The following is a 21,914-nucleotide window of genomic DNA, read 5'->3' as shown; positions in this document are numbered from 1 at the left end:
TTTTCGGGGGGGCGTCCTTGCGGAAATGCCCGAAGACACCCAATTGGAGGCGGTCGTCAGCGCGACCAACGGGACGATCGTTACCAAAACGCTGTCCAAGATATCGGACAGCGACGTCTGGCGGCTCGTGATCGACGTCGCCGGGAATTCCGAAGCAACCGTGGAACTGGGCGCTCATTTGCGCGGCCACGGCCGCAAACTGTCTGAAACCTGGCTTTATCAATGGATTGTGGCCTGATGCTCAAACCTGACATGATGGTTCTGGCCGAGATCGACCGCCTGGTAGACACCCTTGGCGCGCTCCCTTCGGCCCCCCTTTCGATGCCCAAGCAGATGCTCGAAACCGAGTCGCGGCTCCGGTCGCGTCCGGCACTGGGCCGTGCGCTAGACACCGGCGCCCCCCGGTCCGAGAGCTGACCCATGACCCGCGCCGTGTCGCGCGTGCCGGGCGTCGCCCGAGCGCGCTTTCTGACGCTTTTGGTCAGCATTGCGGCTGCGGCGGTGGCTTTTGTGCTGTTCCTGCAATTCGGCGCGGCAGACGGGCTGGACAGCCTGGATATTGCACGCGCTGCGTTGATCCTGATCTCCACATGGTGGCTCGCTTGGGGCGCGGCGCAGGGCCTTATGGGGCTGACGACGCAAGCCGTAGCCCCGGTGCGACCGCAACCTGACGGGCCGATTCGGGGCCGCACCGTCGTGCTGGTTCCGGTCTACAACGAAGACCCGCTGACGACCTTTTCGCGCATCGCGGCCATGGATGCCTCGATCCAGGCGACCGGGGTCGAGGGCGTGTTCCACTTTGCGATCCTGTCCGACACGCGCAACGACGACATCGCCGCGCTGGAAAAGCTGTGGTTCCTGCGGCTGCTGAACGATACCGGCGGGGCCGGGCGGATGTTCTACCGCCGTCGTTCCGAAAACACCGGCAAGAAGGCAGGCAATATCGAGGATTTCTTTGCGCGCTCCGGGGCGGCCTATGACTATGCGCTGATCCTGGACGCCGACAGCCTGATGGAGGGCGACACCATCGTCGAGATGGCCCGCCGGATCGAGGCCGAACCCGATCTGGGCCTGCTGCAATCGCTGCCCAAGGTGATCCGCGCCAACACCCGCTTTGGCCGGGCAATGCAGTTTTCGGCTTCGTTCTACTCGCCCGTCTTTGCCCGCGGTCTTGCCATGATGCAGGGCCGCGCCGGGCCGTTCTGGGGCCACAATGCCATGGTGCGGGTGCGCGCCTTCGCCGAAAGCTGTGGTCTGCCCGAACTGAAGGGCAAACCGCCCTTTGGTGGCCACATTCTCAGCCATGATTACGTCGAAGCCGCGCTTCTGGCCCGCGCGGGCTGGCGTGTGCGGCTTGATGACGATCTGGAAGGCTCGTTCGAGGAAGGCCCGGAAAACATCGTCGATCATGCCAAGCGCGACCGCCGGTGGTGTCAAGGCAACCTGCAACACAGCCGCCTGATCCTTGCCCCCGGCTTGAAACTCTGGAGCAGGTTCGTTTTCGTGCAGGGCATCTTTGCCTATATCGCGCCGCTGTTCTGGTTGGGCTTCATTCTGGCCTCTATCGCGGCGGCGGTGCTGGCCGCGCCGCACAATTATTTTCCCGAACCCTACTGGCCCTTCCCGGTGTTTCCCGCGAACGAGAAATCAAAGGCCATTTCGCTGGCAATCGGCATTTTCGGGCTGCTGCTGCTGCCCAAACTGCTGATCGCCACCGATGCGGCCTGGTCACGCCGGGCCCGTGGCTTTGGCGGAGGCGCGCGGGCCTTTGCCTCGACACTGACAGAGCTTTTGCTGTCGTCGATCACCGCGCCGGTGTTTCTGATGTATCAGACGCGCTCGGTCTTGCAGGTTCTCTTCGGGCGCGATGGCGGCTGGCCCGCCAACAACCGCGGCGATGGCACGCTCAGCCTGTCCGAGGCCTGGGCCGCGTCGAACTGGATCAGCATGATCGGCACCGCCGGTTTTGCGGTGACGTGGTTTCTGGCACCTGATCTGGTGTTCTGGCTGATGCCGGTGGTGCTGCCGATGATCTTGGCGCCGGCAGTGATCTGGTGGACGGCGCGCCCCAGCCGGTCGCGGCTGTTCCTGACTCCCACCGAATCCAGCGCTGCCCCGGTGGTCGTACGCCACGATGCGATCCGCGCGAAATGGGTCGGCCACGGCCCTGACCTGCCGGGCCTGGGCGCGCTGCCCATTTCCGCCCAACCGGAGCCTGCCAATGGCTGACACCATTTCGGCCCCGGATCGCGTCAGCCGACGCGACCCGAGGCTTGACGTTTTTCGCGGCCTTGCGCTGGTGATGATCTTCATCAACCATATTCCGGGCACGGTGTTTGAAAACTACACCTCGCGCAATTTCGGCTTTTCCGACGCCGCCGAGGGCTTTGTACTGATGTCCGGCATCGCGGCAGGGATCGCCTATGGGCCGGGCATGGCGCGCGCACCGATCCTGCCCACAGTGCTGCGGATCGGGCACCGGATATGGACCCTCTATCTGGTGCATATCATGGTCACCATCGCGGTCATCGGGGTCGTCGCCGCGGGGGCGCGCTGGTTTGATGTCGTAGGCCTGCTGTCGCAAAACAACTTCGCCCCGATCTTCAACGACCCGCTGGGGGTGATGATCGGCATTCCGCTGATGGGGCATCAGCTGGGCTATGTGAATATCCTGCCGATGTATGCGGTGCTGCTGGCCGGTGCGCCGGCGATGCTCTGGGCCGCGCATCGCTGGCCTTATCTGCTGCTGGCGGCCTCGGTGGCATTCTGGGCGCTGACCGGGCAGTTCCGGCTGAACCTGCCGAACTACCCCAATCCGGGCGGCTGGTTCTTCAACCCTTTGGCATGGCAACTGATCTTCGTGATCGGCCTCGTGACGGGCCTCTTCCTGCGCGCCGGGCGCAGACTGGTGCCGGTATGGCGATGGCTGCAATTGCTGGCGGCGGCCTATCTGATCCTTGCGCTGGTCTGGACCAAAAGCCCCGACTTCGCCGCCGCGATGAACCACCGGATGTGGCAGCTCTCCGAGGCGGGTGCACCGTTCTACATCAGCGCCTTCGACAAGACCTTCCTGACCCTGCCGCGGCTTTTGCACATTCTGGCGATCACCTATCTGATATCCTCGCTGCCCGTCGTCCGGCGCGCGGCGGGGTCGGCCCTGGCTGCACCTCTGGCGCTGCTGGGGCGGCAGGCGCTGCCGGTCTTTGCGCTGGGCACGATCCTCAGCCTGACCTGTCAGGTCATCAAGGGCGCGAACGCCCCCAGCGGATGGCTGGATGTCGGCGTGATCGGCGGCGGGATCTGTCTGCAACTGGCACTGGCCTGGGCGCGTGAGCGGGTGCGTCAACGCTAGGCCCGCGCCGTATCAGGGCCCGCCGACAATCACCCAAGGCTCGGCGAGTGCCACCTCTTCAAGGTTCGCGCCCGGCCCGATCCGGTCGATCACGGCGAACAGGCCGGGGGCGGCCAGCGGCGTCAGCACCCCATGCCATGTGCCGCGCAAAAGGTTCACCCCCTGCCCCGGCGCCGTCAGAAACGCCTGCGGCTGACCGGGGAACCCGCCCGCATCAGGCGCGACAATCACCAGAAACGGCGCAAGGCTCATCGGGATGAAGGCCTGACTGCCCTCGGGGTGGCGTTCGAGCAGGTCAAGCCGGTAGGGCAGCGCCCGCGGCTCGGCCATAAAGACCGAGATACCCGCGCGCCCATCGGGGCCAAAATCCAGCCGCGCCCGGTCATGAAACCGGGCGCAATGGCCCGCGTTGATGATCCGGTCAGGGGCGCCCGCCGCCTCCAGCACATCGCCAAAGGGGGCGAAAGCCGCCGCCGCCAGCGGCACGGCCCGAATGTCACGCGCGGTCACGGCCCGCCAAAGGCGCCGGGGCCGCGCAGCCGGGCGTGACGGTTCACGTCCTTGTAAAGCAGATACCGAAACGGCCCCGGCCCGCCCGCATAGCAGGCCTGCGGGCAAAAGGCGCGCAACCACAGGTAATCGCCCGCCTCGACCTCGACCCAGTCGCGGTTCAGCCGGTAGACGGCCTTGCCCTCCAAAACATAGAGTCCATGTTCCATCACATGCGTTTCCTCGAACGGGATGGTGCCGCCGGGCTGGAAGGTGACGATGTTGACCTGCATGTCATGCGCCAGATCTTCGGGATCGACAAAACGCGTGGTGGCCCAGCGCCCCTCGGTACCGGGCATCGGGCTGGGCGCGATCTCGGTTTCATTGGTCACGAAAGGCGCGGGCGCCGCGATCCCCGGTGCGGATTCATACAGCTTGCGTATCCAGTGAAAACTGGCGGGCGCATCGGTGCCGTTGCGCAGCCGCCACGGCGTGCCCGCGGGAATATAGGCATAGCCCCCCGGCGCCAGTTCGTGCTCTTCGCCATCCAGCCACAGCCACAACTCGCCGCAGGTGACAAACAGCACCGCCTCGGCCCCCGCCTCCGGTTCGGGCAGGTCCGAGCCACCATCAGGCGCGACCTCCATCAGATAGTGGCTGAAGCTTTCGGCAAAGCCCGACAGCGGTCGCGCCAGCACCCAGGCGCGGGTGCCTGCCCAGCCCGGCAGGAAAGATGTCACGATATCGGAAAATACCCCCCGCGGGATCACCGCATAGGCATCGGTAAAGGTGGCGCGGCCGGTGTGCAGCGCGGTCTGCGGCGGCAGGCCGCCTTGGGGGGTATAATAGACGGTCATGGCAGGATGTCCTTCAGACGCAGGGTGGCGATACGCTCGACCTGGGCGCAGGCCTCGGCAAATTCGGTGGTGCTGTCATGTGCGATGCGGCGGTGAAAGGCGGCAAGGATGCCCCCCTTGTCATGGTCGCGCACGGCGATGATGAACGGGAATCCGTGCCGCGCGGCATAGTCGGCGTTCAGACGCTCGAACGTGGCGCGCTCGGCGTCGGTCAGCGCATCAAGGCCCGCGCTCTCCTGTTCGGCGGTCGAGGCGCCGGTCAGCCGACGCGCCTGCGCCAGTCGGCCAGCCAGGTCGGGGTGGGCGCGCAGCACCGCCAGCCGCTCCTCGGGTGTAGCCGCGCGAAAGGCGCGCGCCAGTGCATTGGCCAGCCCCACCGCGCTGTCATGCGCGGGGCCAAGCTCCAGATCAAAGGCGCGGTCGGCAACCCAGGGGCTGTGTTCATAGATGCCGCCGAACCGCGCCACAAAGGCCGCCCGCGGCATCCGGCTGGGCCGGTCAAAGGCCACCGGCGGATGCGTTGCGGCCCAGTGCGCGGCAATCTGGGCGCGGGTGGCAAACCACACGCCCTCATGCCCGCGGGCATAATCCAGAAACCGTTTCAGCCCCACCACCCGGCCCGGTCGCCCCACCAGCCGGCAATGCAGGCCGACCGACATCATCCGCGCCTGCCCTGCCAACCCCTCGGCATAAAGCGCGTCGAAGCTGTCTTTCAGATAGGTGAAGAACTGATCGCCCGTGTTGAAGCCCTGCGCGGTGGCAAAGCGCATGTCATTGGCATCCAGCGTATAGGGAATGACCAGCTGATCGCGCCCTGCCAGATCGGACCAGTAGGGCAGATCGTCGTCATAGGTATCCGACACCCAACCCAGCCCCAGTTCCGACACCAGCCGCAGCGTGTTGACCGAACAGCGCCCGGTATACCAGCCGGTCGGCGCCGCCCCCGTCACCTCGGTATGCAGCCGCATCGCCTCGGCGATCTGGCGGCGCTCTTCGTCCTCGGGCATGTCCTTGTGCTCGACCCATTTCAGCCCGTGGCTGGCAATCTCCCAGCCTGCGGCCTGCATCGCAGCCACCTGCTCGGGCGCGCGGGCCAGCGCGGTGGCCACCCCGAACACGGTGACAGGCAGCCCCATGCCGGCAAACAGCCGGTGCAGCCGCCAAAAACCTGCGCGGGCGCCATAGTCGTATATGGATTCCATGTTCCAGTGCCGCTGCCCCGGCCAAGGCGCGGCGCCGACGATTTCCGACAGAAAGGCCTCAGAGGCCGCGTCGCCATGCAGCAGGCAGTTTTCGCCACCCTCTTCGTAATTCAGCACCAGCGACACCGCGATGCGGGCGCCACCCGGCCAGCGGGCATCGGGCGGGATGGGGCCGTGGCCCCGGAAATCGCGGGGGTAACGCATGGGGGTCTCCGGGTAGCGTCGGGGCAGTATTGCGGGGTGTGCGCGGCTCTGCAAGCCCTGCCGGGGGCCTTGCCCTGCCCGGCGTTTGGCGCATAATCGCCCCACAAGCAGGAGAAACAGGCATGACCGGCTGGCTGACAACGCATGTTCTGGATACCGCCCGCGGCCGCCCCGCTTCGGGGATGCAGATCGACCTGTTCCGTATCGACGGCGGCAGGCGCCCGCTGCATACGATGCGCACCAATTCCGACGGGCGCACCGCCAGCGCGATCCTGCCCGCCGACGAGTTTCAGCCCGGCACCTATGAGCTTCTGTTTCACGCCGGGGCATGGTTCGACACCAACGGCTTTCTGCCCGAACCTCATCGCTTTCTGGACGAAATCCCCGTGCGCTTTGGCATTTCGGATGCGACGGCGCATTACCATGTGCCGCTGTTGCTGTCGCCGTTTGGCTATTCCACCTATCGCGGCAGTTGAGGCCAGCCGGGTCACGCGGCACCGCAGATGCACCATTCCGACCTTGGGTTGCCAACCGCGCCATCGAAGCCTTGAACAGCCTCGCGCAATAGTTGACAGATTGACGGATAATTTCCTTTTGCACTGTAGACCCGCCCCATGACCGAACCCCTGACCCATCTTCGCAGGCTTGAAGCCGAAAGCATCCACATCCTGCGCGAGGTCGTGGCCGAGGCCGAGCGGCCGGTGATGCTCTACAGCGTCGGCAAGGACAGTGCGGTGATGCTGCATCTGGCCAAAAAGGCGTTCTTTCCCGCGCCGCCGCCCTTCCCGCTGCTGCACGTCGATACGACTTGGAAATTCCGCGACATGTATGCCCTGCGCGACCGGGCGGCGGCGGCGGCGGGAATGGAACTGATCGTCTATCACAACCCCGAAGCGATGGAGCGCGGCATCAACCCCTTTGACCACGGCGGGTTGCACACCGATCTGTGGAAGACCGAAGGGCTGAAACAGGCGCTGGACAAATACGGCTTTGACGCGGCCTTTGGCGGCGCCCGCCGCGACGAGGAAAAATCGCGCGCCAAGGAGCGGATATTTTCGTTCCGCACCGCCACCCACCGCTGGGATCCGAAACAGCAACGCCCCGAACTTTGGCGGCTCTATAACGCCCGCAAGGCCAAAGGCGAAAGCATCCGGGTGTTTCCACTGTCGAACTGGACGGAACTCGACATCTGGCAATACATCCATCTTGAAGGCATCGAGATCGTGCCGCTTTATTTTTCGGCCCCCCGGCCGACTGTGGAACGCGACGGGCTGATCCTGATGGTCGATGACGACCGCTTCCGCCTGCGCCCCGGCGAGGTGCCGCAGGTCCGCCCGGTGCGGTTCCGCACCCTGGGGTGCTACCCGCTGACGGGCGCGGTGGAAAGCACCGCCACCACCCTGCCCGAGGTCATTCAGGAAATGCTTCTGACCACCACGTCCGAACGGCAGGGCCGCGCGATCGACCACGATCAGGCCGCCAGCATGGAAAAGAAAAAGCAGGAGGGCTATTTCTGATGACCGACACGCCCGCCTACCGCCCCGAGGCCCTGATCGCCGAGGATATCGACGCCTATCTGGAGGCGCATCAGCACAAGACCATGCTGCGCTTCATCACCTGCGGGTCCGTCGATGACGGCAAGTCCACGCTGATCGGGCGGCTGTTGTATGACAGCAAGATGATCTTTGAAGATCAGCTTGCCGCGCTGGAGGCAGACAGCAAGCGTCTGGGCACACAAGGCGAGGCGATCGACTTTGCCCTGCTGGTCGACGGGCTGGCCGCCGAACGCGAACAGGGCATCACCATCGACGTGGCTTATCGCTTTTTTGCCACCGAAAAGCGCAAGTTCATCGTGGCCGACACGCCCGGCCACGAACAATACACCCGCAACATGGTCACTGGCGCCTCAACCGCCGATCTGGCCGTGATCCTGATCGACGCGCGCAAGGGCGTGCTGACGCAGACCCGGCGGCACAGCTATCTGACACACCTCTTGGGCATCCGCCACATCGTGCTCGCGGTGAACAAGATGGACCTTGTGGGCTATGATCAGGCCGTGTTCGACGGCATCGTGGCCGATTACCGGGCATTCGCCGACAGCATCGGCATTGGCGACTTTGTGGCGATCCCGATTTCGGGCTTCAAGGGCGATAACATCACCGCGGCCAGCGCCAACACGCCGTGGTTTGCCGGGCCCGCGCTGCTGCCCCATCTGGAATCGGTCGAGGTCGATCAGACCCTTGATCAGGCGCGCCCGTTCCGGATGCCGGTGCAATGGGTGAGCCGTCCCAACCTCGATTTCCGCGGCTTCGCAGGGCTGATCGCCTCGGGCATGCTGCGCCCCGGCGATGCGGTGCGGGTGCTGCCCTCGGGGCGCACCTCGACCGTCACACGCATCGTCACCTTTGACGGCGACCTGCCGCAGGCGGTGGCGGGCCAGTCGGTGACGCTGTGCCTGGCAGATGAGATCGACTGTTCCCGCGGTCAGGTCATTGCCGCCGCCGATGCGCCGCCCCAGGTCGCCGACCAGTTCGAAACCACCCTCGTCTGGATGGACGAAACCGAGCTGCTGCCCGGCCGCCCCTATTGGCTGAAGATCGGCACCCAGACCGTTTCCGCCACCGTCCTGCACCCGAAATACCAGATCAACATCAACACGCTGGACCATCTGGCCGCCAAGACGCTGGACCTGAACGCCATCGGTGTGGCCAACATCACCACCGACCGCGAAATTGCGTTTGAACCCTACGCCGACAGCCGCGATCTGGGCGGCTTCATTCTGATCGACAAGATGACCAACGCCACGGTCGCGGCAGGCATGATCCATTTTGCACTGCGTCGCAGCCAGAACATCCACTGGCAGGCCACCGACATCACGCGCAACCATCACGCCGCGCTGAAAAACCAAAAACCTGCGGTGCTGTGGCTGACCGGGCTTTCCGGGGCGGGCAAATCGACCATCGCCAATATCGTGGAAAAGAAACTGGCGCGGATGAACAGGCACACGTTTCTGCTGGATGGCGACAACGTGCGCCACGGGCTGAACAAGGATCTGGGCTTCACCGATGCCGACCGGGTGGAAAACATCCGTCGCGTGGGCGAGGTGGCGAAACTGATGACCGATGCGGGCCTGATCGTGATCACCGCCTTCATCTCGCCGTTCCGGGCCGAACGCGAGATGGTGCGCCAGATGATGCAGCCCGGCGAATTCATCGAGGTGCATATCGACACGCCGCTGGCCGAGGCCGAACGGCGCGACGTAAAGGGGCTGTATAAAAAGGCGCGCGCGGGGCAATTGAAAAACTTCACCGGCATCGACAGCCCCTATGAGCCGCCCGAAGCCCCGGAGATCCGCATCGACACCACCCAGATGTCTGCCGAAGACGCCGCCGATGCGATCATACGCTGGCTGATCCCCTAGGACGCCCCGCCCCCCGCCGGTCGGCTGCGGTGCTGTCGGAACGGGCCGGGCGGGCTACCCGGCTCAGGCCACCCGGTTGCCAGCAACCCAGGCTTCGCGCACCACGGGCGCCCCGCCGATCCGGCGCAGCCGGATCAGATCGGCCCGCAGCCCCGGCGCAATGCGGCCCCGGTCGGCCAGCCCCGCAGCCGCCGCGGGCGCAGCGGTAACGGTGGCGATACCGCGCGCCATGTCGCCCCACAAATCGCCCAGCATCAGCCCCGCCGCCAGCAGCGACGACGGCACATAATCCGACGACACGATATCAAGCAGGTCGAGCCGCGCGAGATCTTCGGCCGCCACATTGCCCGAATGCGACCCGCCGCGGATCAGATTCGGCGCGCCCATCATCACCGCAATACCATGCGCCCGGCAGGCCCGCGCCGCCTCGACCGTGGTGGGAAATTCGGCCAGCCGGATGCCGTGGCGGGCTGAGGTGGCCACATGTTCCTCCAGCGTGTCGTCATGGCTGGCCAACACCGCACCATAGCGCGCGGCCTCGGCCAGGGCCACCGCCTCGTGGCGGGCGCCCAGGCGCGCGTGGAGCGCCTGCTGGCTGGCCACATGATCAACGAATTCCGCATCGCTCATGCCACGCTTGCCCGCCACATAGTCGCGCAATTTCGACAGGTCGCGGAACTGCCGCTGGCCCGGCGTGTGGTCCATCAGAGATACGATACCCACCCGGTCCTCGGGGCCAAAGCGGGCCATTTCGTCGATCAGGGTTTCCGAACAGACCTCGGCCCGCAGATGCAGGTAATGGCTGATGCGCAGCGCGCCGCGGACCCGCAGATCCAAAATCTCGGTGGCCAGCGCGCGGGCATATTCGCCATAGCCCAGCTTGCCGTTCGTCACGATCGAGCCCACCCGCAGCGCATCGAATACCGTGGTAATGCCCACGCCCGCCAGTTCGGCATCATGTGCGATGATCGCGGCGGCATGGGGCCAGTCAACCTTGGGGCGCGGCGCGATGTGGCGTTCAAGGTTGTCGGTGTGCAACTCGATCAGGCCGGGCGCCAGCAGGTCGCCCCCGCAATCTACAGCGCCGGGCGGCACCCCTGCCCCCTGCGCGATCTCGGCGATCTGCCCGTCAGCGATGCGGACAGACCCGCGCAGGGTTTCGCCGGGCAGAATGATCGTGGCATTGGCAAGGATCGTTTCAGTCATGGTCGGTCTTTCGGGCAAGGTCATTCGGGGCAGTCTCAAACGCGGCGATAAAGGTTTTGATCGCGGCCTCCAGCGGGCCATCGTTCACGACGGTCTGAACGGGCAGGCCCGGCGGCAGGGCATAGCCGCTGCGGGTCAGCCTTTCGGCAATGTCGGCCTCGGTCTCGCGGCCTCGGGCGGCAAGGCGGCGGGCCAGTTCGGCCACCGGCGCGGTGACATGGATCACGCGCATCTCGGGGAACCGGGCCGAGGCCGTTTCCAGCGCCGCGCGCGAGGCGTTGAAAACCACATCCCGCCCCGCCGCCAGCGCCGCCGCCATACTGGCGGGAATGCCATAGTGCAGCCCATGCGCCTGCCAGAACAGCGCAAACTCGCCCCGCGCGCGGCGGGCGGCAAATTCGGCCTCGGTCACGCCCTCGAACGGCTCGCCCCCGGCCTCGGACGGGCGGGTGATCACGCGGCGCACCACATGCAGATCGGGCCGGGCCGCGGCGGCCTCGGCGATCAGCGTATCCTTGCCCGCGCCCGAAGGCCCGACCACAGCAAAGACGCGCCCGGTCATGCGGCCCGCGGTCATGCCGGCCTCGGGGTAAAGGCCGCCACGTCGATTTCCCGATCCGCCACACGGGCACGGGCCGCCTCGTCATGGAAGATGCCCACGATGGCCGCGCCGCGGGCCTTGGCCTCTTCGATCAGGCCCAGCACGGTTTCGCGGTTGGCGGCGTCAAGGCTTGCCGTGGGTTCATCCAGCAACATTGCCGGGTAGGCATGGGCAAAGCCGCGCGCGATGTTCACCCGCTGCTGTTCGCCCCCCGAAAAGGTGGTGGGCGACAGCGCCCACAGCCGCTCCGGGATGCGCAGGCGCGTCAGCAGATCGGCGGCGCGGGCGCGGGCCAGTTCGGCGGGCACACCCAGCACCCGCAGCGGTTCGGCCACCACATCGATCGTCGGCACCCGCGGCACAACGCGCAGAAACTGCGAGACATAGCCCAGCGTGGCCCGGCGCAGCACCAATATCTCGCGCGGTTCTGCCGCCGCCACATCGGTATCGCCCACAAGGATATGGCCCGAGGCCGCCAGATAATTGCCCCAGATCATCCGCATCAGCGTGGATTTTCCCGCCCCCGACGACCCGATCAGCGCCACGCATTCGCCGGGCGCAACACTGAAGCTGGCCCCCGCCATCACCGGGATCACCGCGCCGCCCTGATTATGCAGGGTGAAGGATTTGTGCAGGTTTTCGACCCGGATCATGGCTACACCTGAAGAACAGAGGAAACGAGAAGCTGCGTATAGGCGTGCTGCGGGTCATCCAGCACCTGATCGGTCAGGCCCTGTTCGACCACATGGCCGCCCTTCATCACCATCAGACGGTCTGCCAGAAGCCGCACCACCGCAAGGTCATGCGTCACGATGATCGCCGACAGACCCATTTCGCGCACAAGCCCACGCAACAGGTCCAGCAGTCGTGCCTGCACGCTGACATCCAGGCCCCCGGTCGGTTCGTCCATGAACACCAGCCGCGGCCCGGTGACCAGATTGCGCGCGATCTGCAACCGCTGCTGCATCCCCCCCGAAAAGCCCGAGGGGCGGTCGTCGATCCGATCGGCGGCAATCTCGACCCGGCCCAGCCAGTCAAGCGCCGTGGCCCGGATCGCGCCATAGTTGCGCGCGCCCACCGCCATCAGCCGTTCGCCCACATTGCCCCCCGCCGAAACCCCCATCCGCAACCCGTCGCGCGGGTTCTGGTGCACAAAGGCCCAGTCGGTGCGCGCCAGCATCCGCCGTTCCGGCTCGCTCATCGTCAGCGTGTCGCGCGGGCCGTCGGTGCGGGTGTCAAAGATCACCTTGCCCGCGTCAGGCACCAGATGCCCGGCAAGGCAGTTCAAGAGCGTGGATTTGCCCGAACCGGATTCGCCCACGATCCCCATCACCTCGCCGGGGAAAAGGTCAAACCCGACATCGGCACAGCCGATCCGCGCGCCATAGCGTTTCGTCAGCCCGCGCACCGAAAACAGCGGGGCAGCAGAACCCGTGGCCATCATCATGCCACCTCCTTTCCGGGCACGCCCAGCCGCCCGACATGGCCCGCGCGCCTGCGGCTGCCGCAATGGTCGGTGTCGGAACAGACAAACATCCGCCCGCCCGCATCGTCGATGATCACCTCGTCCAGATAGGTGTCGCCCGCCCCGCACAGGTCGCAGGCATGGTCAGCCTTTGAGGCGACAAAGGGGTGATCGTCAAAATCGAGACTGACAACCCTGGTGTAGGGCGGCAGCGCATAAATGCGCTGCTCGCGCCCCGCGCCGAACAATTGCAGCGCCGGGCTGTCGGACAGTTTCGGGTTGTCGAATTTCGGGATCGGCGACGGGTCCATCACATAGCGCCCCTCGACCTTGACGGGGTAGGCATAGGCGGTGGCGATCTCGCCGTGCCGGGCGATGTCTTCATACAGTTTGACGTGCATCAGCCCGTAATCCTCCAGCGCGTGCATTCGCCGCGTTTCCACCTCGCGCGGTTCCAGAAACCGCAGCGGCTCGGGGATCGGCACCTGATAGACCAGGATCTGCGCCTCGGTCAGCGGTGCCTCAGGGATGCGGTGGCGGGTCTGGATCAGGCTCGCCTCAACCGTCGCCTCGGTCACAGCCACGCCTGCGGTGCGCTGAAAGAATTTGCGGATCGAAACCGCGTTCGTCGTGTCATCGGCGCCTTGGTCGATGACCTTCAGCACATCCTCGGGCGTCAGGCAGGCCGCCGTCACCTGCACCCCGCCGGTGCCCCAGCCGTAAGGCATGGGCATTTCACGGCTGGCGAACGGCACCTGATAGCCGGGGATCGCCACCCCCTTCAGGATCGCGCGCCGGATCATGCGCTTGGTCTGTTCGTCCAGATAGGCAAAGGTATAATCGTTCATTCGGCTGCCTCCGGTTGGGCCTGCGCCAGTTCTGCCTCGGCGCGGATGCGGCGGACAAGCTCCAGTTCCGACTGAAAATCGACGTAATGGGGCAGCTTGATATGCTCCAGAAACCCGGTCGCCTGGATGTTGTCGGCGTGGCTGAGCACGAATTCCTCATCCTGCGCGGCGGCGCCCAGAAAATCCTCGCCCAACTCGCGCCAGCGCAGCGCGCGATCGACCAGCGCCATGGAAATCGCCTTGCGCTCGGTCTGACCAAAGACCAGACCATAGCCGCGGGTGAACTGCGGCGGCTCGGTTTTCGACCCGGCAAACTGGTTGACGGTTTCGCATTCGGTCAACTCGATCTCGGCCACCTCGATGGCAAAGCCCAGCTCGGGGATGTCCACCTCGACGGCCACGGTTCCGATGCGCAATTCACCCACAAAGGCGTGGTTGCGCGCATAGCCGCGCTGGGTGGAATAGGCGAGCCCCAGCAAAAACCCCTCATCCCCCCGCGCCAGCGCCTGAAGGCGCAGCGGGCGGCTTGCGGGCAACTCCAGCGGCTCGCGCGTCAGGTCGGGCGGGGTCGCCTCGCCCGCCGCTTCGGTCTGGATCAGGCCGTCGCGGTTCAGAAAGCCGGTGATGTGGGGCACCGGACCGGGGGTGGCGGAAGCCTCGGGCGCAGGGGGCACATCGCACTCGGCCATCAGCGCAAAATCCAGCAGCCGATGGGTATAGTCAAAGGTCGGCCCCAGCACCTGCCCGCCCGGCGCATCCTTGAAGGTGGCGCTGATACGGCGGATGCAGGCCATGGCGGCGGTATCGACCGGGCGCGAGGCGCCCAGCCGCGGCAGCGTGGTGCGATAGGCACGGATCAGAAAGATCGCCTCGATCAGATCGCCCCGCGCCTGCTTGATCGCCAACGCAGCAAGATCGGGGTCGTAGAGCGAACCTTCGGCCATCACCCGGTTCACCGCCAGGGCCATCTGTTCGCGGATCTGCGCCACCGTCAGTTCGGGCACCGCCCGGTCGCCCCGGCGCTCCTCGGCCAGCCAGGCATGGGCGTTTTCGATCGCCCGCTCGCCGCCTTTCACCGCCACATACATCAGACTGCCTCCACCTGGGTGCTGCGCGGCAGGGCAGCCAGCCGGTCGCCCGCACAAAACAGGAAATCGCGCCCCAGTGGAAAGTCCGCCGCATTGGCGCGCAGGGCCGCGATGTCGGGCAGGTTCAGATGCGCGGTGTCGCGGATGCCGGGGCCAGTCAGGCGGGCACCGGCAGGGTGCAGCGCGGGCATCTCGACGATCAGGGTTGCCGACCGGTCGGGGTATTCCGGGCTGCCCATGGCAAAGCGGGTGATCGGCGCCAGCGCGACCCAGGTGCCCAGCGCAAAGACCGCCTCGGCCGCCCCCACCAGCGGCGCGCCGGTGTGAAAGGTCAGCCAGTCGCGCAGATCGGGCGTGTCATGCGCGCCCGCCAGATGCACCGGCGTCGTGGCATCGGCCAGCGTCAACAGCGCCACCCCGGCCGCGATCGAGGCGGGCGCGGGCGGCTGCGCGCCGACCAGCGTTTCGATGGTGCCGGGCCGGGCCAGCGCGTTCAGCACCGCCCGAAACGCGCGCGCCGACTGGGTCGGCGCCTCGGCAAAGCCGCCCTGCAAGGCCATGTCGTGCATCAGTCTTCCCCCCGGACCAGCGTGAAAAACTCGACCCGCGTTGCCGCCGCCTTGGCCGCGCGGGTGGCGCGGGCCGCCGCCGCCTCGGCCACCAGCGGCTCCAGCACGGCGGCGCGGATCGCCCCAGCCCGGTCGGTCTGCATCAGCGCATCGACCAGTGCCGCGCGGCGGGCATGGACCCGGTCGCGGCCCGCCACCATCGCATGGCCCACCTGCCCGCCGGCCAGCCGCAGCGTGCAGCGCGTTACCGTCATTTCGCCCAGATTGAACGGCGCGCCGGTGCCGCCTGCGTGCCCGCGCACCATCACCGCCCCCACTTCGGGCGCGCGCAGCATCGCGTGCGCGGGTTCGTCGGGGAAAAGGGCAGCCAGCCGCGCGGGCGCGGCCTTGGCCAGAACGCCCATCCAGCCCTGACGGTCAAAGATTTCGGGGGCTGACCCCGGATCGGTCTTGGTCATCTAGACACCTTGCGAAGTTGTCTGCAATACTATACAACTAGACAAATCCATACCGCAGCCCGTGCCATCGGGCAAGTCGGCCAACCGTGAATTTTTGGTGACATACCGATGCCCCGCACCCCGATCTGGAAATCCATCGCGGCGACGCTGGACGCCGAAATCGCCGCAGACCTCTACCGCCCCGGCGACCGTCTGCCGACCGAGGCAGAACTGGCCGCGCGCTTCGGGGTGAACCGGCACACCATTCGCCATGCCCTGGCCGACATGGGCGCGCGTGGTATCGTGCACAGTCGCCGCGGCGCGGGGGTGTTCGTCGCGGCCCGCCCGCTGGACTATGCCATTGGCCGCCGGGTGCGGTTTCACCAGAACCTTGCCGCGGCAGGCCACCTGCCAGAACGAACGATCCTGCGGATGGAAACCCGCCGGTCCGAGGCGCGCGAGGCCGAGGCGCTGGCCTTGCCTGCGGGGGCGATGGTGCATGTCCATGAAGGGGTCAGTTCCGCCGATGGTGCGCCGATCCTGATGTTTCGCTCGGTCTTTCCCGCCGACCGCTTCCCCGACCTGCCCGCAGCCCTGACCGAAACCGGATCGGTCACCGCGGCGCTGGCGCGCGGGGGCGTGGCCGATTACACCCGCGCCGTCACCCGGCTGACCGCGAAACTCGCCACCGCGATGCAGGCGCTGCACCTGCGCATCGCCGAGGGCGCACCGATCCTGCGCAGCGTGGCGATCAACGTCGATGGCGCGGGGCGCCCAGTGGAATATGGCCACACCTGGTTTGCGGGCGACCGGGTCACGCTGACGATGACGCCAGACTGACACCAGCCCGTCACCACACCGCAACATTCACGGCGTATAAAATTGGCCAACCTGTTTTAAGGGCACGACCGCGATGAGCCCCTATCTGCCTCCCCTGCGCCTTGTCGGCGCCCTGACGCTGCGCGATGGCGCGCTGTCGAACCGCTCGGTCGCGCTGGCCGAGGGGCGCATCACCCGCGGCCCGCTGCCCGAGGTGGACCTGCGCGGCTTTCTGGTATTGCCCGGCATCATCGACCTGCACGGCGACGCGTTCGAGCGCCACATCGCCCCCCGCCCGTCGGCCCAGTTCGACCTGACCGCCGGGCTGGCAAGCGCCGACCGCGAGGCGGCGGCAAATGGCGTCACCACTGCCTGGCTCGCCCAGGGCTGGAGCTGGGAAGATGGCCCCCGCGGCCCCGATTACGCCGAACGGGTGATGGCGGCGCTGACCGCCTATCGCCCCCGCGCGCTGACCGATCTGCGCCTGCAAATCCGCTGCGAAACGCATCTGGTGGACAGCGGCCCCCGGCTGATCGAGGCGGTGCGCCGCCATGGCGTCGATTACGTCGTGTTCAACGATCACCTGTCCGAGGCGCAGGAAATCTGGCGCAAGAACCCCGCCGATTTCGCGCTTTGGGCGCGCAAGCTGGGGCGCACGCCCGAGGCGCATCTGGACGCGGTCAACATCGCCGCCGCCCGCGCGCGCGAGGTGCCGCGCCACCTGTGCCGTCTGGCCGAGGCGTTTGACGGCCTGGGCGTGCTTTATGGCAGCCACGATGACCCCGATGGCGAAACGCGCGAGCGGTATTCGATGATCGGGGCGCGGATCGCTGAATTTCCCATCACCTGGCAGGCGGCGGCGGCGGCCAAGGCGATGATGAATCCGGTGGTGATGGGCGCGCCCAATGTTGTGCGCGGCGGCAGCCATACGGGCAATGTGGCAGCAGCTGATCTGGTGGCGGCGGGGCTGTGCGATGCGCTGGTGTCGGATTACTACTACCCCGCGCTGGCGCAGGCCGCCTGGGCGCTGGTGGATCGCGGCCTGCTGGATCTGCCGCGCGCCTGGGCGCTGATCTCGTCTGGCCCGGCCGAGATATTGCGGATGCCCGACCGCGGCGAAATCACCTTTGGCAAACGTGCCGATCTGGTGGTGATGAACCCCGAAACCCGGATGATCGAGGCCACGATCTGCGGCGGGCGGCTGACATGGCTTGCGGGCGAGGCGGGGCGGCGCTTTCTGTCGGCGCCGCAGGCGCTGCGGATAGCGGCGGAGTAACCCTCAGCCGCCATATTTCTCCAGAAATGCCTCGGCGGGCAGGCGGCGGAAATCATCCATGGCGGCATGCAGCGCGTCGTGCCCCCAATCCCACCAGGCCAGCGCCATCAGCCGGTCGGCCACCCGCGCAGGCAGGCGGTCGCGCAGTGGCGTGGCGGGCACCCCGGCCACGATCATGTAGGGCGCCACGTCGCGCGTCACCACCGCCCCCGACGCGACCACGGCGCCGTGCCCGATCGTCACCTCGGGCTTGATGATCGCGCCGTGCCCGATCCAGGTGTCATGACCCAGCGTGGTGCGGCGGGCATGGCGGCGGGCGAAAAAGGCGGCATCGTCGGGCTCGTCGTCCCAGTAATAGCTGGTGCGATAGTGGAAATGATGCAGCGCGGCCAGATGCATCGGGTGATCGGTCGGCCCGATCCGCACAAAGGCCGCGATGTTGGCGAACTTGCCGACGGTGGTGTTGGCAATGTCGCAAAACCGGTCACAATAACTGTAATCGCCGATCTCGGCATTCAACAGCCGGGTGCCCTGGCCGATCTGCACATAGCGGCCAAAGGTGGCTCCCGAGATTTCACATTCCGGCTGCACCACCGGCGCATCGGGCGAAAGCTTTGGCATGATCTACCCCTTGTTCCCAATCAGCCGGGCGCGCAGCCAGCCCGAGAGCGTATCCATGGCCATCACCATCAGAATGATCAGCACAATGTAATAGCTGACTTCCTCCCAGTCTTTCTGGGTGCTGATCGCCTGCGTCAGCAACAGCCCGATTCCGCCGCCCACAATCGCCCCGATCACGGTGGCGCTGCGGGTGTTGCTTTCGAGATAATACAGCACCTGACTCAGCAGCACCGGCATGATCTGCGGCATCACCCCAAAGCGCGCCCGTTGCAGCGCATTGGCGCCGGTGGATTGCACCCCCTCGATCTGCTTGGCATCGATGTTTTCCAGCGCCTCCGAGAACATCTTGCCAAAGCTGCCGGTGTCGGTGAGCAGGATCGCAAAGGCCCCTGTCATCGGCCCCGGCCCGAAGGCGCGGCTGAGAATGATGGTCCAGATCAGCCCATCAACCCCGCGCAGAAAGTCGAACACCCGGCGCAGCGCATAGCGCACCGACCGCAGCGGCGCAAAATTCGACGCCGCCGCAAAGGCCAGCGGCAGGGCCGCCAGCGCCGCCCCGATGGTGCCCAGAAAGGCCATCAGCACCGTTTCAAACAGCGCCCAGACCACGTCGCCGTGCCGCCACATCTTGTTGGTCCAGAACTCTGCCAGCATGTAGCCGATGTTCGACCGTGCCGGATCGACCCGTTCACCCCACAGCGCCAGACTGGCCAGTTGCAGCGCGGGCTTGCCGTAAAACGGACTGTCGAGGGTGAAGAAAAACAACTCCCACCCCGGCTGATAGCGCAGCACCTCGGTGCGGTTGCGGGTAAAGCTGAAACGGCCCTGATCGGTCGTCACCGCCACCCGCGTATCGGACGCGTTGATCCAGTCGGGCAGCGGCTCAGGCGCGGTCAGGCGCAGCGCGCGGCCCTCGGGCACGATCTCGATCTCGCCATAGCCCGGCACGGTGTAGCGCGCGCCCGCGCCCTCATAGATCACCTGATGGCCCTGCCCCAGATCAATCCGGGTCACGCCATCCTCGCGGCGAACCCAGTCGGGCAGTTGGCCAGGCGCATAGGTGCCCTTGGCCTCGCCCTCGATTGCCACGATCACATCGCCGCTCCGGTTGTCACGCGTGACATGGGTCTTGTAGGTCCAGAAATCCGACAGCAGAATCCGCACATTGTCCATCCGTGCGCGGTTGGCGATGCCCGGAATGTCGAAGGCGAAAAACACATAGACCAGATACAGCAGAATTGCCGTCGGCGCGGCGAGGGCCAGCAGCCGTTTGCGGGCGAACAGCGCCCCCACCTCGGCGCGCAACGCGCCGCTGCCTGTATCGCTCATCATGCCGGGCGCCCCTTGACCAGACGGTTGCGGAAATGGTCGGACACCTGGTCCACCAGGACGATGGTCAGAAACAGCAGCAGGAAGATGGCGATCACCTGATCGTATTTTCCCTGCCCCCATTGCATCGCGGTTTTCAGGTCATAGCCGATGCCGCCCGCCCCCACGAAGCCCAGGATCGACGAGGCGCGAATGTTGATCTCGAACCGCAGCAGCGCGTATGATAGCCAGTTCGGCGCCACCTGCGGGATCACGCCCAGCCACATCTTCTGCGGCCATGAGGCACCGACCGAGGCCAACCCCTCGACCGGCTTCAGATCGGTGTTTTCGGCCACTTCGGAAAAAAGCTTGCCCAGCGCACCCGTGGTGTGAAAGGCGATGGCGATCATCGCCGGCACCGGCCCGCCGCCAAGAATAAAGATCAGCACCAGCGCAATCACGATTTCGGGGATCGCGCGCATCGCATCCATGGTGCGGCGAAACACCGGGATCAGCCGCGGATAGCGCGCCAGCCCGCGCGTGGACAGAAGAGCCAGCATCACCGCCATCAGCGCCCCCAACAGCGTGGCCACTGCGGCGATATTCACCGTCTCGATCAGCGAGGGCAGGAACTGCGCGAACAGCGCAGGCAGATTGGCGTGGTTGCGCACCGCCTCGTGCAGCACCTCGGCGGGAAAGTCGAAGATATGGGTGATGCCGTTCAGAAACCCGCCCGCGTTGCGGTTTTCGGCCAGGTTGAACCCTGCCGCCATCAGCAGCACGAACAGCGTCAGCAGAATGCCCGAATACAGCCGCTTGCGCTGCACCTGCGCCATGTAACGGCTGGAAACCGCCGCCGCGCCGATCCCGATATCTGCCATGTGCCCCCCGCGAAAAAAAGCGGACCCTCAACAGGGTCCGCCCGGTCATGATCAGATCAGTTCGACTGCGCCTTGCGCACCGCGATGATCGAGCCGTAGTAGTCATGCGTGATCGGCACGAAACCTGCGGTATCGCCCGCCGCCACGTTGTAGGCGCATTGTGCATCGCGCGCGTGCAGCCCCGCGACCAGTTCGGTCATCTTGGCCTTCACATCGGCGGGCAGCGCCTTGCGCAGCACCACCGGGCCTTCCGGGATCGGCTTTGACTTCCAGATTTCCACGATGTCGTTCATGTCCACCAGACCCGCATCAACCGCCTTGCGCAGCGCGCCGGAATTGTAGCCGTCTTCCCAGTCGCCCTGCCCGTCGGCCCAGGTCACGCCCGCGTCGATGGCACCATTGGCGACCGCCACGATGGTCTGCTCATGACCGCCGGTGAACAGGACTTCGCCGAAATAGTCGCCCGATTTCATGCTGGCGCCGGTCACTTCGGGGATCTCGACCGAGGGGATCAGATAGCCCGAGGTCGAGTTCGGATCGCCGAAGCCGAACTTCTTGCCCTTGACGTCTTCCAGTTTGGTGATGCCGCTGTCCTTGCGGGCAAAACCGATGGAATGATAGGTGTAGGAGCCGTCAAGATTGGCCTTGACCAGAACCGGCTCGACCGCTTCAGGGTCGGTCAGGTAGGTTTTCGCATAGGCCGAGGCACCCAGCCACGCCATGTCGATGCTGCCGCCCAGCAGACCCTGCACCACACCGTCATAATCGGCCGGAGTGAACAGTTTGACCGGCACGCCCAGCGTTTCCTCGGCGTATTTGCGAAGGCATTCGTTCGAGGTCATCCGGTCCTGAGCGTTTTCACCGCCCAGAATGCCGATGTTGAATTCCTTGATTTCCTGCGCCTGCGCAGCGCCGATCAGCGCGGTCGAGGCAGCCAGAACGGCAAGCAGCTTTTTCATGGTCGTCTCCGGTTTCATGGCCCCGCGGGGCCGGTGGGAAAGGTCAGGTCAGCATCGCCTCGGCATAGGCGTCATCAAGAACGTCGATCGAGGTCGAGGTGGCCGCTTCGGAAAAACTCTCGTCGGCGCCGTAAATGTCGCGCGCGGCGCCGGTGGTCAGTTGTTCGGGCGTGCCGTCAAACACCACGCGCCCGTCGCGCATGCCGATCACCCGGTCGCAATAGCGCCGCGCGGTGTCCAGCGTGTGCAGGTTGGCGATCACCATGCGCCCGTCTTCCTCATGGATGCGGCGCAGCGCATCCATCACGATC

General features: G+C 66.1%; 24 protein-coding genes and 1 pseudogene. 9 read left to right on the top strand and 16 right to left on the bottom strand.

The window, feature by feature from the left end:
• The 4 genes from C5F46_RS13580 to C5F46_RS13565 form a co-directional block, all read left to right on the top strand.
• Window positions 1-238: glucan biosynthesis protein (locus C5F46_RS13580; RefSeq protein WP_181317754.1), on the top strand; the 238-nt coding region annotated here is incomplete at its 5' end.
• On the top strand, window positions 238-417 hold the full coding sequence (locus C5F46_RS13575; protein ID WP_107325881.1) for a hypothetical protein: 180 nt from the start codon (window positions 238-240) through the stop codon (window positions 415-417). The genes C5F46_RS13580 and C5F46_RS13575, both read left to right, overlap by 1 nt.
• 3 nt (window positions 418-420) lie before the next feature.
• Window positions 421-2,229 (top strand): glucans biosynthesis glucosyltransferase MdoH, encoded by a 1,809-nt coding sequence (mdoH, locus tag C5F46_RS13570; RefSeq protein ID WP_107325880.1) that lies wholly within the window; start codon window positions 421-423, stop codon window positions 2,227-2,229.
• Window positions 2,222-3,352: an OpgC family protein gene (locus C5F46_RS13565; protein ID WP_107325879.1), complete on the top strand. Its 1,131-nt coding sequence runs from the start codon at window positions 2,222-2,224 to the stop codon at window positions 3,350-3,352. Before mdoH ends, C5F46_RS13565 begins: the two co-directional genes overlap by 8 nt.
• Before the next feature lie 12 nt (window positions 3,353-3,364).
• On the opposite strand, the gene C5F46_RS13560 is transcribed toward C5F46_RS13565, so the two are convergent.
• From C5F46_RS13560 to puuE, 3 genes are read right to left on the bottom strand one after another with little or no spacing between them, the layout of a single operon-like run.
• Complete coding sequence (locus C5F46_RS13560; RefSeq protein ID WP_107325878.1) at window positions 3,365-3,862, bottom strand: ureidoglycolate lyase; 498 nt, start codon at window positions 3,860-3,862, stop codon at window positions 3,365-3,367.
• Entirely contained in the window at window positions 3,859-4,698 is an 840-nt protein-coding gene (locus tag C5F46_RS13555) for a bifunctional allantoicase/(S)-ureidoglycine aminohydrolase (protein WP_107325877.1), read from the bottom strand. Before C5F46_RS13555 ends, C5F46_RS13560 begins: the two co-directional genes overlap by 4 nt.
• Window positions 4,695-6,104, bottom strand: a complete 1,410-nt coding sequence (puuE, locus tag C5F46_RS13550; protein ID WP_107325876.1) for an allantoinase PuuE — start codon at window positions 6,102-6,104, stop codon at window positions 4,695-4,697. Before puuE ends, C5F46_RS13555 begins: the two co-directional genes overlap by 4 nt.
• A gap of 122 nt (window positions 6,105-6,226) precedes the next feature.
• Between puuE and uraH the strand changes: the two genes are divergently transcribed.
• The 3 genes from uraH (at window position 6,227) to cysN (ending at window position 9,525) form a co-directional block, all read left to right on the top strand.
• Window positions 6,227-6,580, top strand: a complete 354-nt coding sequence (uraH, locus tag C5F46_RS13545; RefSeq protein ID WP_107325875.1) for a hydroxyisourate hydrolase — start codon at window positions 6,227-6,229, stop codon at window positions 6,578-6,580.
• 138 nt (window positions 6,581-6,718) lie between these two features.
• Window positions 6,719-7,621 (top strand): sulfate adenylyltransferase subunit CysD, encoded by a 903-nt coding sequence (cysD, locus tag C5F46_RS13540; RefSeq protein WP_107325874.1) that lies wholly within the window; start codon window positions 6,719-6,721, stop codon window positions 7,619-7,621.
• Window positions 7,621-9,525, top strand: coding sequence for a sulfate adenylyltransferase subunit CysN (cysN, locus tag C5F46_RS13535; RefSeq protein WP_107325873.1), 1,905 nt, complete (start codon window positions 7,621-7,623; stop codon window positions 9,523-9,525). The genes cysD and cysN overlap by 1 nt, the downstream gene beginning before the upstream one ends.
• A 63-nt stretch (window positions 9,526-9,588) precedes the next feature.
• Here the strand turns inward: cysN and C5F46_RS13530 are convergent, their stop codons facing one another.
• The 8 genes from C5F46_RS13530 to phnG are packed head-to-tail and all read right to left on the bottom strand — an operon-like array spanning window position 9,589 to window position 15,760.
• A complete protein-coding gene (locus C5F46_RS13530; protein WP_107325872.1) occupies window positions 9,589-10,731 on the bottom strand; it encodes an alpha-D-ribose 1-methylphosphonate 5-triphosphate diphosphatase in 1,143 nt (380 codons plus the stop codon).
• On the bottom strand, window positions 10,724-11,308 hold the full coding sequence (phnN, locus tag C5F46_RS13525; RefSeq protein WP_328588581.1) for a phosphonate metabolism protein/1,5-bisphosphokinase (PRPP-forming) PhnN: 585 nt from the start codon (window positions 11,306-11,308) through the stop codon (window positions 10,724-10,726). Before phnN ends, C5F46_RS13530 begins: the two co-directional genes overlap by 8 nt.
• Window positions 11,305-11,985, bottom strand: a complete 681-nt coding sequence (gene phnL / locus C5F46_RS13520; RefSeq protein ID WP_107325871.1) for a phosphonate C-P lyase system protein PhnL — start codon at window positions 11,983-11,985, stop codon at window positions 11,305-11,307. The genes phnN and phnL overlap by 4 nt, the downstream gene beginning before the upstream one ends.
• A gap of 2 nt (window positions 11,986-11,987) precedes the next feature.
• Complete coding sequence (gene phnK, locus C5F46_RS13515; RefSeq protein ID WP_107325884.1) at window positions 11,988-12,773, bottom strand: phosphonate C-P lyase system protein PhnK; 786 nt, start codon at window positions 12,771-12,773, stop codon at window positions 11,988-11,990.
• A gap of 2 nt (window positions 12,774-12,775) precedes the next feature.
• Window positions 12,776-13,645 (bottom strand): alpha-D-ribose 1-methylphosphonate 5-phosphate C-P-lyase PhnJ, encoded by an 870-nt coding sequence (locus C5F46_RS13510; protein ID WP_107325870.1) that lies wholly within the window; start codon window positions 13,643-13,645, stop codon window positions 12,776-12,778.
• On the bottom strand, window positions 13,642-14,733 hold the full coding sequence (locus C5F46_RS13505) for a carbon-phosphorus lyase complex subunit (protein WP_107325869.1): 1,092 nt from the start codon (window positions 14,731-14,733) through the stop codon (window positions 13,642-13,644). The genes C5F46_RS13510 and C5F46_RS13505 overlap by 4 nt, the downstream gene beginning before the upstream one ends.
• Window positions 14,733-15,302 carry a phosphonate C-P lyase system protein PhnH gene (gene phnH / locus C5F46_RS13500; RefSeq protein ID WP_107325868.1) on the bottom strand — a complete coding sequence of 190 codons (570 nt, stop codon included), beginning with the start codon at window positions 15,300-15,302 and terminating at the stop codon, window positions 14,733-14,735. Before phnH ends, C5F46_RS13505 begins: the two co-directional genes overlap by 1 nt.
• Entirely contained in the window at window positions 15,302-15,760 is a 459-nt protein-coding gene (phnG, locus tag C5F46_RS13495) for a phosphonate C-P lyase system protein PhnG (RefSeq protein WP_107325867.1), read from the bottom strand. The genes phnH and phnG overlap by 1 nt, the downstream gene beginning before the upstream one ends.
• A 108-nt stretch (window positions 15,761-15,868) precedes the next feature.
• Between phnG and phnF the strand changes: the two genes are divergently transcribed.
• The gene (gene phnF / locus C5F46_RS13490) at window positions 15,869-16,579 is read left to right on the top strand and encodes a phosphonate metabolism transcriptional regulator PhnF (RefSeq protein ID WP_107325866.1); all 711 of its coding nucleotides are present in this window, start codon (window positions 15,869-15,871) and stop codon (window positions 16,577-16,579) included.
• Window positions 16,580-16,652: 73 nt separating this feature from the next.
• Window positions 16,653-17,834, top strand: a complete 1,182-nt coding sequence (locus tag C5F46_RS13485) for an alpha-D-ribose 1-methylphosphonate 5-triphosphate diphosphatase (RefSeq protein WP_107325865.1) — start codon at window positions 16,653-16,655, stop codon at window positions 17,832-17,834.
• A gap of 3 nt (window positions 17,835-17,837) precedes the next feature.
• Here the strand turns inward: C5F46_RS13485 and C5F46_RS13480 are convergent, their stop codons facing one another.
• From C5F46_RS13480 to C5F46_RS13460, 5 genes and pseudogenes are all read right to left on the bottom strand, one after another.
• Window positions 17,838-18,455 carry an LbetaH domain-containing protein gene (locus tag C5F46_RS13480; RefSeq protein WP_107325864.1) on the bottom strand — a complete coding sequence of 206 codons (618 nt, stop codon included), beginning with the start codon at window positions 18,453-18,455 and terminating at the stop codon, window positions 17,838-17,840.
• Between the two features lie 3 nt (window positions 18,456-18,458).
• Window positions 18,459-19,787 (bottom strand): phosphonate ABC transporter, permease protein PhnE, encoded by a 1,329-nt coding sequence (gene phnE, locus C5F46_RS13475; protein ID WP_107325863.1) that lies wholly within the window; start codon window positions 19,785-19,787, stop codon window positions 18,459-18,461.
• Window positions 19,784-20,644: a phosphonate ABC transporter, permease protein PhnE gene (gene phnE / locus C5F46_RS13470; RefSeq protein WP_107325862.1), complete on the bottom strand. Its 861-nt coding sequence runs from the start codon at window positions 20,642-20,644 to the stop codon at window positions 19,784-19,786. The genes phnE (C5F46_RS13475) and phnE (C5F46_RS13470) overlap by 4 nt, the downstream gene beginning before the upstream one ends.
• Window positions 20,645-20,700: 56 nt before the next feature.
• The gene (gene phnD, locus C5F46_RS13465; protein WP_107325883.1) at window positions 20,701-21,603 is read right to left on the bottom strand and encodes a phosphonate ABC transporter substrate-binding protein; all 903 of its coding nucleotides are present in this window, start codon (window positions 21,601-21,603) and stop codon (window positions 20,701-20,703) included.
• Between the two features lie 43 nt (window positions 21,604-21,646).
• A pseudogene (locus tag C5F46_RS13460) lies at window positions 21,647-21,914 on the bottom strand (phosphonate ABC transporter ATP-binding protein); the annotation flags it as partial.

It is taken from the genome of Phaeovulum veldkampii DSM 11550 (assembly GCF_003034995.1).
Taxonomy (GTDB): Bacteria; Pseudomonadota; Alphaproteobacteria; order Rhodobacterales; family Rhodobacteraceae; genus Phaeovulum; species Phaeovulum veldkampii.
This window is presented reverse-complemented; position numbering and strand designations above follow the sequence as displayed.